This window comes from Pantoea sp. Ap-870, from assembly GCF_011752515.1.
Classification (GTDB): Bacteria; Pseudomonadota; Gammaproteobacteria; order Enterobacterales; family Enterobacteriaceae; genus Pantoea; species Pantoea dispersa.
The window spans coordinates 119,572-133,609 of record NZ_VWXG01000010.1; the positions used below are offsets into that span (position 1 = coordinate 119,572).

The window sequence follows — 14,038 nt, forward strand, 5'->3', positions numbered from 1 at the left end:
GCCCATCTGCCCCTTTGTTCTTTTTTTCGCTGTGCTTTCACAGCGTCGCTGATTGCTTGTTACTGGCGGTTGTATGAGATTCACCCGGAATCCCATTGCGCTAGGGATCGTCGCTGCGCAGGCGGTGTTTTATTTCCCCGGCGTGGGGGAAGCGGCAACACTGGGCGCGTATAATCCGCGCGATAATGACCAGCAGAGCGGCGCGCTGATCGTTAACGGCGGCAGCGCAACCTTAACCGGTAATCAGGCGTTTGAGCCGGGCATTGACGGGGCGGTCAACACCACGCTCGGCCAGGTGACCATCGCGGCGGGCGCACAATACCTTAATCAGGCACGGCTCGATCCCGGTCCGCAAAACCTCGCCATCACCGTGCCGGATCCCACTACCGGCGGCAACACCACCTTTCAGGTTTTTGATTCCGCCAGCCTGGTGGCGCAGGCACCGGTTACCGCCAGCACGGTGGTGCCGGATCTGCAAAACGTGAATGACAATCAGTATATCGACGCGCGCATCGCCGATGTCAGCGGCAGCGGCAGTTCGCTGGATGTCAGCATTGGTCAGGCTAACGCCAATAGCAGCGCCAGCACCAACGCCTGGACCATGGCGGCCAAAAACACCACGCTGTTTCAGGTCAGTAACGGCGGCACCCTCAACTGGAACAACAACAACCGCATCACCTTTAACGGTTCTGCGGCCAACGTCTCCGGCGGCCAGGTGACCGACAGCCTGGCGGTACAAAACCTCGCGACCTATAACGGCAGCTTTAGCGTGCAGACGCTGGACGGCAAAACCACCGCCTTCAACGTCACCAATGCCAGCCAGCTGCAAAGCTACAATAACTGGCTGGTGAGCCAGCTGCAGGCCGGCAATCTCGCGCCGGCCAGCTACCTCAGCGCGTTCAATCAGGCGGTCACTATCACCAACGGCGATATTGTCTATAACGTCAGCGCCACTGCGCCGGATGAAGTGACGCAGCCGATAGGTAGCCGCGTGGTGATCAATGCCGAAGGCGCCGGTTCGCAGGTCACTATCGCCGCCGGTAAAACGCTGGAAGTGGTAGGGGCCAGCGATGGCGCGGTACGCGTGGCCAGCGGGGCCAATGCCACCATCGACGGGAAACTGGCGAGCCGCGGCACCGCGCTGGCACTGGATGGCGCGACGGCCACCAACAGCAGCAGCGGCGTCATCAACGGCGGCTTCCTCAACCGTATTGATGGCACCGGCGTCGGCGCGGCCAGCAACAACGCCACGGCGGTAACGGTGCAAAATGGCGGCGATTTCACAAACAATGGCGTGCTTAACCTCGGTACTACCGGCAGCAATCTGACCAACGGCGTGGCGGGCATCCGCCTTGATGCCAATGCGCAGGCCAGCAATAGCGGCAATATCAATGTGGGCGTCAACGGTTCCAGCGCGCGCGGCACCACTTCCGGCGTGCTGCTCACCAGCGACAGCAGCCGATTTACCAACAACAGCGGCGGCACGATTTATCTCGGGCGAGGCGCGCAGAACAGCCTGAGCGACAACGTGGCGGAGACCGCCCTGAACCAGAGCGGGCTGACCAGCGGCATTGCGCTGCTGGCCAACGCTAGCGCCACCAACGACGGGGCGATTGTGATTGGCTCGCGCGTACAGAACGCCGCCGGGATGTCGGTCAGCGGTGCCAGCAATGCCACGCTGATCAACAGCGGCACCATCGACGTCAACGGCAGCGCTGCGCGCGTGCCGCGCGAGAACGTCGGCATGCTGGTCACTAACAGCAACGGTACGCTGGAGAATCGCGGCACCATCAACCTCAACGGCGTTAACGGCACCGGCCTGAAAGTGCTGGCCACCAGTGGTAACAGCGCCGCCGCCAGCTCCACCGGGATCATCAACGTGGCGGGCGGAGCCGATCCGGCCAGCGGCACGCGCAACTTTGGCGTTTGGGTGGAAGGTCAGGGCAGCGGCACTGCCACAGCGAACGTGGACGGGCCGATTAACCTCACCGGCAACGGCGCGATTGGCGTGCACGCGCGCGGCAACGCCACGGTTAATGTAACGCAGAATGCCATTCCCCGTTTCAGCACCGGCAGCAATCAAATTGGTTTTTTTGCCTATGGCCCGAATGCGCTGATCAACGTAGACGACAACAACGCGTTTGACGTCACCACCACTAACTCGACGCTCTTCCGCATCGAACAGGGCGCGACGTTTGACGGGACTAATACCACGCTGACCGCCTCCGGCGCGGGTGCGGTGGCGGTGAACGGCACCGGCGGTGGCGGAACATTGGTGAAGACCAACAACGCCACGATTAACGTCAGCGGCACCGGCGCCACCGGCGTCAATATCGAGGGCGGTGCGCAGGGCAACATTGACGCGGCGACCACCATTACCCTCAGTGGCAGCAACGCCACGGGCGCGATTGCCGACGGGCAGAAACATACGCTGACCGGTGCCAACAGCCGTGCGCCGGTCGCCAGCACGCGGCTGACCTCCGCCGCAGAACTCAATTCGGCGCAAAACGGCATCACCGGCTATCTGGCGCGCAACCGCGCGCAGCTCAGCAACAGCGGCAACATCAACTTCAGCGGGGCCAATACCACCGGCCTGCGCGTGGAGAGCGGGGCGACCGGCAGCAACAGCGGCAACATCAGCATCAGCGACGGCGGCACCGGTATCGCGGTGAACAGCGCGGGCAGCACCTTCGCTACCACCGCCAGCAACAGCGGCAACATTGACGTCAATGGCGGCAGCATCACCCGCCGTACGCGCGGCGTCAGCGCCAGCGGTAGTCAGGCCGTGGCGAACCTCAACGGCGGCACGCTCACGCTCAACGGCAGTGGCGCCATCGGCGCCGAAGCGCTGGACGGTGCGCTGGTGAATATCGCCGCCGGATCGACGCCGATCTTTAACAATAGCGACCAGATCGCCTATCACGCCGCAGGTAACGGATCGCGCATCCGTGCCGCCACCAGCGCGCTGGATGTCAGCACGCGTGGCTCGACCGGCTACCGCCTTGACGACGGCGCGGCACTGAGCTTCAGCACGTCGAACAGCCTGAGCGCCAGCGCCGCCAGCAGCACCGGCGTGATTGTTTCCGGCAGCGGCAGCAGCCTCAACAGCGCCAACCTCAATCTGACCGCCAGCGGCGAGGAGAGCACCGCCGTGCGCGTCGAGGGCGGCGCAGCGGCGACGCTCGACGGCAGCAGCACCATCACGCTCAGCGGTAACAACGCGGTGGGCGTACTGGTGAATACGCTGCGCAGCGATCTCAGCAATGCGCTGGACGGCAGCGCTGCCGCCACCCGCGTCACCAGCAACGCCCGCATCAGCGGCGCTGGCAACGGTGCCGTGGGTTTCGACCTGACCAACGGCGCGGAACTCGAGAACAATGGCGCAGTGACGCTGACCGGCAGCAACAGCATCGGCATGCGCTCGCGCGCCGGCAGCACGCTGACCAACAATGGCGTGGTTAACGTCAGCAGCGGCACCGGGTTAGATGTCGGCGGCAGCGGCACCACGCTGGCGCAGGGCGGCAGCATCAATGTCGATAACGGCGTGGCCGGCGTGCGCATCAGCGACGGCGCGCAACTGGCGCTGACTGGCAGCGATACGCTGATCACCACGCGCGGCACGGCGCACGGCATTTTGCTCGACAGCGGCGCGGCGGCGCTCAGCGCGCGCGACGCCACCATCAACGTACTGGGCAGCGGCAACGGCATCGAAAACCGCGCGGAGCTGGACAACGTTAGCCTGAGCAACCTGACGCTTAACGTTGGCGATGGCAACGGCATCCGCACCGCCGTCGCGTTCGATCCTGCCTCCACCGTGACCACCAATGTATCCGGCAGCGGTAACGGCCTGACTATCGCCAACGCCGATGGATCGACCACCGGCGGCGATCTTACGCTGGGTTCGGGTTACGTTTTCAATGTCACCGGCGCCGGCGGCACCGGGATTCGCGCCAACACCACGGGAAATATCGTCACCGCCGCCAGCGTTAATATCACTAATGCGGCAGGCGGTTCGGCGCTGGTCTCCAGCACCGCCGGCACCATCGTCAACCGCGGCACACTGCGCTCCAGCAGCCTGACGGCGCCGGTGGTCGATCTGCGCGGCGGCAAAACGGTATTCGAAAACCTTGGCACAATCGTAACCGCCACGGCGCAAAGCGTGGCGGTGGCGGGCAGTAACGCCGACGATGTGATTTTGCTGACCCAGGGTGACGTGCTGGGCGACATCAATCCTGGCGGCGGCAGCGATACGTTCCGCTGGACCGGCGGCACGCTCAACGGCAGCCTGACCATGGGCGCAGACAACAACAATATCGCCGAGGTCAGCGGTGTCGATCTCAGCACTACTTACCATCTCACCAGCGGCACCGGCACCGGTAACAGCCTGACCTTTGACCAGATTACGGCGCGCGGCGGCAGCTTCAGCGCGGATGACCTGAGCAAAGGCGTTAACCTCGGCAGCGGCTGGAGCATCATTAACTTCGCGGATAGCCGCTGGACGCTGACCGACAATCTGCAGCTGGCGCACAGCACCATCAACATTGATGGGCGCTCAACGCTGTATGCCGGTGACAACGTGCATCCCACGCTGGCGGGCGGCACAGCGGATTCGCTGCAGGTGAATAACAGCGGTACGCTGGATCTTACCAATGGCAGCGGTTCGCCAGGCAATACGCTGGACATCAACGGCTCGCTGGCGTCGATGGGCGGTCAGGCGAATCTGGTGACGCGCCTGAATGACGGCGGCGCGCTGAGCAACCAGTTTACCGACCACATCAACGTCAGCGGTAACGCCAGCGGCACCACGCTGCTCAACGTCAGGCTCGATGCGGCAAGCAGTGCGGCGCTCACCGATCGCAACCGCAACGGCGGCATTGAGGGCAATGAAGGCATTTCGCTGGCGCAGGTGGGCGGCAACGCTGGCCAGAACAGCTTTGCGCTCAGGGATGGCTATCTCGGTGCCGGACCGTGGCAGTACCGGCTGTACAGCTTCGCGCCGGGCAGTAGCGATCCGGCGCAGCGCCTGCTGAGCGGCAGCGGCAACAATTACTGGGATTACCGGCTGGCAAACTACTACGTGTGCGAGGACAGCGACAGCTGCCAGCCAGCGCTGGTGACCAGCGGATTTGGCACGCCACAGCGCTACGATGCGCGTCCGGCGGTGGTGCCGCAGGTGCCCTCGTACATTTCGGCACCGGTTGGCCTCGCCTATTACACCGCCGCGATTATTGATGACCTGCACAAGCGTCTTGGCGAACTGCGTCACGAGCAGACGCGCCCGGCGGGTCAAGGCGGTGAGATGTTCCTGCGCTATATCGGCTCGAACCTGAAATACAAAAGCGACCGCAGCTTTAGCGATTACGGCTACGGGTTTGACCTCGAGTACAGCGCGGTGCAGCTTGGCGGCAACCTGCTGCGTCTCGACGGTGAGCAGGACAGCCTGCGCGGCGGCGTGGCCTACACGCGCGGCAATACGCGCATCCGTCCGCAGGCGGCAGACGGTTACAGCAGCACCAGTTTTGACAGCGACAGCCTGGCGCTGTACGGCACCTGGCAGCGCCAGAGCGGCTTTTACCTTGACGGCGTGCTGTCGTTTGACTGGCATCGTGGTGAAACCGACATTGCGCGCCAGCAGCGCGAGGCAAAGCTGAAGGGCCACGGCTGGACCGCCTCGCTGGAGAGCGGTTATCCGTTTGAACTCGGCGAGGGCTACAAGCTGGAGCCGCAGGCGCAGCTGATGTACCTGAAACTGAACATGAACGATTTCACGGATGAGGACAATAACCAGGTGCGCTATGGCGATTATCACCAGACGATTGGCCGTCTCGGCGCGCGTCTCGACCGCAGCTGGACCGATGACAGCAACCGCCAGTACACGCCTTATCTGCGCGCGAATTATTACAAAGGCTGGGGCGGCACGACGCAGGCGTCGGTGTCGGCTGCCGATAACCCGGCGCTCGGCGCCAGCTTCAGCAGCGGTAATTTTGGCCAGATGTGGGAAGTGGGTGCCGGCGGCACGGTGACGCTGCAGCAGGATGTGGCGCTGTACGCCGAAGCGGATTACCGCAAGGAGATCGACGGCAACGGCGCCAGAGGCTGGCGTTACAACCTCGGCGTGCGCTGGCAGTTCTGACAGTATGTGCAAATGACGCGGTCGCCGTGAACGGCGACCCTACGAGAATGGGCATGTTGCGGGATGTGCAGGGATGCGGTGATGGTACGTTTTTCTGTAGGGTGCGCATTCATGCGCACCGCTGCCGACACTGCGTTCAGCCAAAGCTCGATCTCATTTACCCTAAATGATTTTTTATCGATCCCGCCCGCGGCCAGAACTGTGAAGCGCCGCGCACTCCGGCTTTATTAAGAACAAAAATTAAATAGCCGCGCTAAAGCCAGGCCATTGTGCTGCCGAAAAGGTAAAAAAGTATTATCGATTTCTCTTCAGCCTGCGTTTTGCAAGGACTCACACATGCGTAATAACCAGCCCATCACCCAGCGTGAATTCGTCTTCGACGATCGCGCCACGCTGATGTCGACCACCGATCTCAACAGCCACATCACCTACGCCAACGACGCCTTTATTGAGGTCAGCGGATTCACCCCGGAAGAGGTCAACGGCCAGCCACACAACATGGTGCGTCATCCGGATATGCCGCCGGAAGCGTTCGCCGATATGTGGAGCACGCTGAAGCAGGGCGAACCCTGGACCGCGCTGGTCAAGAACCGGCGCAAGAATGGCGATCACTACTGGGTGCGCGCCAATGCCATTCCGGTGGTGCGCGAGGGCAAGCTGCAGGGCTATATGTCGGTACGCACCAAACCGTCGGCGGAGGAGGTCCGTCAGTGCGAGACGCTGTACCGTGATTTTCGTGAAGGGCGTGCCAAAGGGCGTCGCTTCCATAAAGGGCTGATTGTTGGCAGCGGCTGGCGGCGACTGACTTCAGTGCTGAAAACGTTGCCGCTGCGCTGGCGCATCCGCAGCACGCTGATCGCGCTGCTGCCGTTGTCGATACTGGGCGTCTGGCTGCTGGGCATGGCACCGCTGGCGATTGGCTGCTTCAGCGGCGGCATGGCCGGGCTGCTGCTGCTGGCCAGCCTGTGGCTGGAGCAGCAGATCTCGCGCCCGATGGAGCGCATGTGCCGTCAGGCGCTGAGCGTGGCCACCGGCGCCAGCCACAAAGTCGAGCACATAGATCGGGTGGATGAGATCGGCATGACGCAGCGCGCTATCGGCCAGCTGGGCCTGATGTTCCGCTGGCTGGTGGATGACGTCAGCGGCCAGGCGATCAACGTCCTGAGCGCCAGCGACGCCATCGCGCGCAGCAATGATGAACTGAGCCGTCGCACCGAGCAGGCGGCGGCGAACGTGCAGCAAACGGCGGCGACCATGAACGAAATGACCGCCACGGTCAAAAGCAATACAGAAACCGCCAGCGAAGTGAATACGCTGTCGGCCAGCACCAGCGCAGCGGCGATCAAAGGCGGTGAAGTGATGCAGGAGATGGTCGGCATGATGGCGGAAATTGCCGACAGCTCGAAGCGTATCGCCAACATCACCAGCGTGATCGACGGCATCGCTTTCCAGACCAATATTCTGGCGCTGAACGCGGCGGTGGAAGCGGCACGTGCCGGTGAGCAGGGTAAAGGCTTTGCGGTGGTAGCGGGCGAGGTGCGCAGTCTGGCACAGCGCAGCGCCAAAGCCGCCAGCGAGATCAAAAACCTGGTGGAAACCAGCGCCGGCCGCGTGCAGTCGGGCAGCGATCACGCCGATGCGGCCGGCCATACGATGCAGGCGATTGTCGATCAGGTGCAGAATGTCACCGCCCTGATCGCGCAAATCAGCGCGGCGACGGCCGAACAATCCATCGCGCTGAGCGAAGTCAGTAGCGCGGTGGAGGATCTCGACGACATCACCCATCAGAACGCGGCGCGCGTGGCGGAAGGTGCAGAAGCCTCCGGCCGAATGGCGCATCAGGCCAACCGGCTGGTTGAAGCGATCAGCGTGTTTCGCTAAGTTTCACGACGCTTCACGTCCGGCGCGCAGCGCGCCGGGCGGTGTGCCGACAATGCGTTTGAAGGCGCGACTGAAGGCGGCCAGTGAACCGTAACCGAGGTGGAACGCCACGCTCTCCACCGCTTCGCCATCGTTAACAATACGCTCCACCGCCAGACGCATGCGCAGTTCGGTAAGGTAGCGCAGCGGCGTCATGCCGGTGGCGTTTTGAAAGCGCGCGGCAAACACCGAGCGTGAACTGCCGGATTCGCGCGCCAGCCGCTCCACCGTCCAGTTTTCGCCGGGCGCGCGGTGCATGGCCGCCATCGCCAGGCTGAGGCGCGGATCGCGCAGGGCCTGCACCAGCCCGCTGCCCTGACCACAGCCATTCTCCACCCAGCCCCGCACAATTTGCGCCGCCACCACATCGGCCAGCCTCGACAAAATGCCGGCAAAGCCCGCTTTGCGCTGACGCGTTTCACGCTCCATGGCATCCAGAATCGGCTGGATTTCCGGGTATTGCGCCAGCAGTGTGCTGACCAGCATCACATCCGGCATGGTGTGCACCAGCGGCTGCATGCCGCCCAGCTCAAACGCCATGCAGGCGCTGAATAAAATCACATCGCTGTCATCCGGGCAGGCATCCGCGTCCGGCGCATCGTTAATCGCGCACACGCTGTCGCAGATGGGTTTGCTGTTAAACGTGGCGATCGGCACGCACACCGCATCTTCGCCGGAGATCAGCGCGTGCGGCTTACCGTGCGGAATCAGCAGCGCATCGCCCGCCTGCAGCGGATAGACGGTGCCGGAAGCGGAGCGAATCAGCAGCGAGCCGCGGCCAACAAAGTGCAGCTGTGCCTTGCCCGGCGCGTCATCATATTGCAGGCCAAACGGCGCATGCAGCGCGATGCGCTGATATTTGACGCCGTACAGGCGCATGCCCATCAGCAGTTCGCTGGTCAAATCTTCATAGCGGCTCATACAATCCAGACGAATTATCAAAAAACAAAGTTTCTGTATCATAGATCGTCTTGCGTCGTCTCTCTATGCTTACAGCCTGATATTTTGTGATGGGGATCGCAGATGAGTCTGGATACTGAAGTAGTGGAAACAAGCATTGCGGTAGAGAAACCCGCATGGGGCGCGGTGTTCGCCATGGCGTTTGGCGTCTTCGGCCTGATCACCGCAGAATTTCTGCCGGTGAGCTTGCTGACACCAATTGCCGACTCGCTACGCGTCAGCGAAGGGCAGGCGGGTCAGACGGTCACGGTTACCGCGCTGGTGGCGCTGCTGACCAGCCTGGTGATCGGTAACGTCACGCGCCGCCTCGACCGCCGCCTGGTGATGCTGGCGTTCACGTTGCTGCTCATCGCCTCGGCGCTGCTGGTGGCGTTTGCCGAAAATCTGCCGATGATTTTACTGGCGCGCGTGCTGCTCGGCATGGCGATTGGCGGCTTCTGGACACTGTCGACCGCCATTACCATGCGGCTGGTGCCCGCCGATCAGGTGCCGCGCGCGCTGTCGATTGTGTTCAGCGGTATTTCGCTGGCCACCATCATTGCCGCGCCGCTGGGCAGCTATCTTGGCGGGTTGATTGGCTGGCGTAACATCTTCCTGCTGACCGGTGTTTTGGGCGTGCTGGCGCTGTTCTGGCAGTTCTTCACCCTGCCGTCGATGCCGCCGGAGAACAAAGCGCGCAGCGGCGGCGTGCTGGACCTGCTGCGTCAGAGCGTGATGCGCTGGGGCATGCTGGCGGTGATCATGATGTTTACCGGCCATTTCGCCTTCTTTACCTATCTGCGCCCGTTCCTGGAAACCAGCGCGCAGCTGAATGTGAATCAGCTGTCGCTGGTGCTGCTGGCGTTCGGCGTGGCGAACTTCTTCGGCACCTCGCTGGCCGCGTGGCTGGTGACGCGCAGCGTGTCGCTGACGCTGACCGGCATGGCGCTGGTGATGAGCGTGACGGCGGTGCTGCTGGTGAGCTTTGGCCACGTCTCCTGGCTGGTGGCGAGCGGCGTCGCGCTGTGGGGGCTGGCGTTTGGTTCAATGCCGACTGGCTGGTCAACCTGGCTGTCGCGCGCGGTGCCGGACGACGCCGAATCGGGCGGCGGGCTGCTGGTGGCAACTATTCAGCTGGCGATCACCGCCGGTGCGGCAGCCGGTGGCTGGATGTTCGATCTGCAGGGCGCGGGCGGCGTATTCCTTGCCAGCGGCGTGCTGATGCTGCTGGCCGCCATCACCATCTTTACCCGCGTGCGGCATCACGGTTAAATCCGTTTACCGCCATCAGGCGCGCCGCGACACGCTTCAGGGTGTGTCGCGGTGCCGCTTTTGCCGCCCATGCTGGTCTCACCAATCGCAGCAATAAATCCTGCCTTTTAATCAAATCGTGGTTTTTTAACCCTTTGCGCACAGGTTGCGCTAAACGTGCTTTTTATAGTCAAAATATTCGAAAGACTTAGGCAAATCTCTGCGCTTTTTTTTGATCGGTTGCCGGCCTACTATATCTCTCATCAAGGCGATGTCGCCTTATTCAATCAAACATCTTTAAGGAAATGACCATGAAAACCATCAAAACTTTTGCTGCTGTTATTGCTCTCTCTGTTCTGCCATTTGCCAGCTTCGCGCAAAGCGTGACCGCTACCGCCTCTACGCTTGACGGTGCTGAAGCGCAAATCGCTGCTAAAGCCCAGGAACTTGGTGCTTCCTACAAAGTGACTGAAGCCAACTTCAACAACGGCGTTCACATGACCGCAGAACTGACCCAATAAGTTTGCCCTACCCTCTGTGCTGACAGGGTGCCTTCGGGCGCCCTGGCGGCGTTGCTAACGCCATAAAATCCTGTCCCTTTTCCGCATAAATGATTATTATTCGCAAAAACTAACATCCTTATCGGCTCGCCTCGGGCTGAATTTCCTATTGGTTGCAATGTCGGGCTTTCATTTCACTGCCGCACGGCGGTGGTTTTGCTATGGAGAAGTTATGAAAGCGAATAAAACAATGCAGTGGGCGCTGCGTCCGCTACTGGTGGCCACGGCGCTGCTGTCCTGCAGTGCACTGCAGGCGGCGGAAACGCAGCCGCTCAATCAGCCGATCGCCAAAGGCGCCTACGAACTGGCCTTCAGCAACAGCGACAACGCGCTGTTCCTCGCCACGGCGCAAAACGCCGGCAATCCGCAGGGCGGTACTGTTTACCGTCTCGATCCGCAGAATCTGGCGGTGAAACAAACCATCAGCACTGAGCTGAAGACCTTTGGTGCCGCCATCAATCAGCACACCAACGTGCTGTACTTTGGCAACACGGTCAACGGCGCGCTGACGGCAGTGGATGCCAGCAGCGGTAAGGTGATCAACACGCTGGTGCTGGATGGCCGCAAGCGCGGTGACACGGTTCGTCCGCTGCAGCCGCGTGAACTGGTCGCGGATGCGCTAACCAATCGCGTGTACATCACCGGTCTCGGCGCGCAAAGCGTGGTGTGGGTGGTGGACGGCAAAACGCTGCAGCTCATCAGCACTATCCCGAATACCGGCAAAATGGGCACCGGGCTGGCGCTGGATGCCGCCGCGCAGAAACTGTATGTCACCAATGCCGATGGCGAGCTGGTCACCATCAATACCCGCCTGAACGCGATTGAAAAGCGCCAGAAAATTGACGGTGATAAAGAGCACTTTTTCCTGAATATTGCGCTGGATAGCAAAGGCCACCGCGCTTTCCTCAGCGATGCGAAGCAGCCGCAGGTGCTGGTGCTGGATACCCGCACGCAGCAGGTGATTCAGCGTATTGAGGTACCGGAATCGCTGGCGGTGCTGTTCAATGCTGACCGTGACGAGCTGTATGTCACGCACCGTAAAGCCGGTGAGATCAGCATCATCGATGCCAGCAGCTATAAAGTGAAACGCACGGTGAAAGCGCCGGGCCTGCCGAACAGCCTGGCGCTCTCCGCCGATGGCAACACGCTGTTCGTCAGCATCAAGCAGCCGGGCTCACGCAAGGAACCGCCAAAAAACCCGGACAGCGTGTTACGCATCGCGCTGTAGGGCGTAATTATCCGAAACTCAGGGGCGACGTGTGTCGCCCTTTGCATTTCCGGCCTTGATCCCCCCTTTCCCGCCCGGCTTACGCTACCTTTAGGACGACAACACCTAAGGGGAGAGTGCAATGAGCCAGTTTTTTATGCATGAAAAAAACGATCTGGTGAACGAAGCGATCGAAGGCGTGTTACTCAGCACACCGTGGCACAATCTGACCCGTCTCGATCTGGGCGATGAGATTCGCGTGGTGGTGCGTTCGGACTGGGATAAAAGCAAAGTCGCACTGATTTCCGGCGGTGGCTCCGGCCATGAACCGGCGCACGCGGGCTTTGTCGGCAAAGGGATGCTGACCGCTGCGGTGTGCGGCGATATCTTCGCCTCGCCGAGCGTTGATGCGGTGCTGAACGCCATCGTTAACGTCACCGGTGAGGCGGGCTGTCTGCTGATTGTGAAGAACTACACCGGTGACCGGCTCAATTTTGGCCTCGCAGCGGAGAAGGCGAAAAATCTCGGTTACAAGGTGGAGCTGGTGATGGTGCAGGACGATATCGCGCTGCCGGATAACCCGCAGCCACGCGGCATTGCCGGCACCGTGCTGGTGCACAAAATCGCTGGCTTCGCCGCGGAGCACGGCCAATCGCTCGACGAGGTTAAAGCGCTGGCGCAGCAGGCGATTGACGCCACATTCTCCATCGGCCTGGCGTTTGCCACCTGTCACATTCCGGGTGAAAAGCGCGACGATCGTGTGGCAGCCGGTCACAGCGAGCTGGGGATGGGCATTCACGGTGAGCCGGGCGTAATCACGCTGGACACGCAAAACAGCCGCAAAATTACCAGCATCATGACCGATCAGCTGGCGCAGGCGCTGCCCGACGGCAAACAGGCGCTGTTGATGATCAACAATCTCGGCGGCTTTTCCCAGCTGGAGCTGGCGCTGCTCACGCGCGAGGTACTGCAGTCGCCGCTGGCGGCACGCATCACCCATTTAATTGGCCCGGCAACGCTGGTCAGCGCGCTGGATATGAAAGGGTTTTCGCTGACGCTGCTGGCGCTGGAAGAGGCGTTTTTCGAGGCGCTGCATGCGCCGGTGCAGGTGCTGGGCTGGACGCCGATGTACGACTTTGCGCCCATCAGCCTGCAGCGCGCTGAACGCATCGGCAGCGTGCTGGATTTCGATCCTTCTGATAACGCTGAAGTGGCGCAGGTGGTTGAGCACGTGACGCAGACGCTGATCGATCTGGAGAGCGAGCTGAATGCACTGGACGCCAAAGTCGGCGATGGCGATACCGGCTCGACCTTTGCCGCCGGCGCGAAGAAAATCCAGCGCGGCCTGCGTGAACAGCAGCTACCGCTGGATGAGTTGCCTACGCTGCTGGCGCTGGTAGGCGAACAGCTGGCGACGGTGATGGGCGGATCGAGCGGCGTGCTGATGTCGATTCTGTTTACTTCGGCCGGACAGCAGCTGGAGGAGGGCAGCACGCTGCCGCAGGCGCTGATGCACGGGCTGGAACGGATGAAGCACTACGGCGGCGCGCAGCCGGGACATCGCACCCTGGTGGACGCGCTGCAGCCGGCACTGGAGGCGTTAGCGGCCGGAGAGTCGCTGGCCGTGGCGGCAGCCGCTGCGCAACGGGGCGCCGACGCGACGGCGCAAATGCAGAGTGCGAAGGCAGGTCGTTCGGCTTATCTGAATCAGCAGAGTCTGGATGGCGTGAAAGATCCGGGCGCGTACGCCATCGAGAAGGTGTTTGCGGTGCTGGCGGGCTGAGGATGGGACGGATGGGTGCGGGGTTTGCCCTCACCCTAACCCTCTCCCGCAGGCGGGAGAGGGGACTGTCCGGAGTGATGCCGGAGTACAGCGCGGTTCTGCACCCGGTCCTCACCCTAACCCTCTCCCGCGGGCGGGAGAGGGGACTGTCCGGAGCGATGTCGGAGTACAGCGCGGTTCTGCACCCGGCCCTCACCCTAACCCTCTCCCGCAGGCGGGAGAGGGGACTGTCCGGAGCGATGTCG

Annotated in this window: 7 protein-coding genes; 6 read left to right on the forward strand and 1 reads right to left on the reverse strand. The window is 62.0% G+C overall.

Annotated features, from left to right (window positions below):
* The first annotated feature begins 73 nt into the window (after positions 1-73).
* Together F3J41_RS20435 and F3J41_RS20440 are read left to right on the forward strand one after the other, a co-directional pair.
* Complete coding sequence (locus F3J41_RS20435; protein ID WP_166712236.1) at positions 74-6,133, forward strand: autotransporter outer membrane beta-barrel domain-containing protein; 6,060 nt, start codon at positions 74-76, stop codon at positions 6,131-6,133.
* A 336-nt stretch (positions 6,134-6,469) separates the two neighbouring features.
* Positions 6,470-8,014: a PAS domain-containing methyl-accepting chemotaxis protein gene (locus F3J41_RS20440; RefSeq protein ID WP_166712238.1), complete on the forward strand. Its 1,545-nt coding sequence runs from the start codon at positions 6,470-6,472 to the stop codon at positions 8,012-8,014.
* 3 nt (positions 8,015-8,017) lie between these two features.
* Here F3J41_RS20440 and F3J41_RS20445 read toward each other — a convergent pair whose 3' ends face one another.
* A complete protein-coding gene (locus F3J41_RS20445; protein ID WP_021507815.1) occupies positions 8,018-8,974 on the reverse strand; it encodes an AraC family transcriptional regulator in 957 nt (318 codons plus the stop codon).
* 102 nt (positions 8,975-9,076) lie between these two features.
* On the opposite strand from F3J41_RS20445, the gene F3J41_RS20450 reads away from it, so the two are divergent.
* The 4 genes from F3J41_RS20450 (at position 9,077) to F3J41_RS20465 (ending at position 13,793) form a co-directional block, all read left to right on the forward strand.
* Positions 9,077-10,264, forward strand: a complete 1,188-nt coding sequence (locus F3J41_RS20450) for an MFS transporter (protein ID WP_058757539.1) — start codon at positions 9,077-9,079, stop codon at positions 10,262-10,264.
* A 290-nt stretch (positions 10,265-10,554) separates the two neighbouring features.
* On the forward strand, positions 10,555-10,764 hold the full coding sequence (locus F3J41_RS20455; RefSeq protein ID WP_058757538.1) for a DUF1471 domain-containing protein: 210 nt from the start codon (positions 10,555-10,557) through the stop codon (positions 10,762-10,764).
* A 211-nt stretch (positions 10,765-10,975) separates the two neighbouring features.
* On the forward strand, positions 10,976-12,031 hold the full coding sequence (locus tag F3J41_RS20460) for a YncE family protein (protein WP_021507812.1): 1,056 nt from the start codon (positions 10,976-10,978) through the stop codon (positions 12,029-12,031).
* Positions 12,032-12,152: 121 nt separating this feature from the next.
* Positions 12,153-13,793, forward strand: coding sequence for a dihydroxyacetone kinase subunit DhaK (locus tag F3J41_RS20465; RefSeq protein ID WP_166712239.1), 1,641 nt, complete (start codon positions 12,153-12,155; stop codon positions 13,791-13,793).
* Positions 13,794-14,038: the final 245 nt, after the last annotated feature.

What these genes read in the sequence shown, in the direction of transcription:
- F3J41_RS20435 (WP_166712236.1), top strand. Translation starts at nt 74, where the DNA reads ATGAGATTCACCCGGAATCCCATTGCGCTAGGGATCGTCGCTGCGCAG.
- F3J41_RS20440 (WP_166712238.1), top strand. Translation starts at nt 6,470, where the DNA reads ATGCGTAATAACCAGCCCATCACCCAGCGTGAATTCGTCTTCGACGAT.
- F3J41_RS20445 (WP_021507815.1), bottom strand. Translation starts at nt 8,974, where the DNA reads ATGAGCCGCTATGAAGATTTGACCAGCGAACTGCTGATGGGCATGCGC.
- F3J41_RS20450 (WP_058757539.1), top strand. Translation starts at nt 9,077, where the DNA reads ATGAGTCTGGATACTGAAGTAGTGGAAACAAGCATTGCGGTAGAGAAA.
- F3J41_RS20455 (WP_058757538.1), top strand. Translation starts at nt 10,555, where the DNA reads ATGAAAACCATCAAAACTTTTGCTGCTGTTATTGCTCTCTCTGTTCTG.
- F3J41_RS20460 (WP_021507812.1), top strand. Translation starts at nt 10,976, where the DNA reads ATGAAAGCGAATAAAACAATGCAGTGGGCGCTGCGTCCGCTACTGGTG.
- F3J41_RS20465 (WP_166712239.1), top strand. Translation starts at nt 12,153, where the DNA reads ATGAGCCAGTTTTTTATGCATGAAAAAAACGATCTGGTGAACGAAGCG.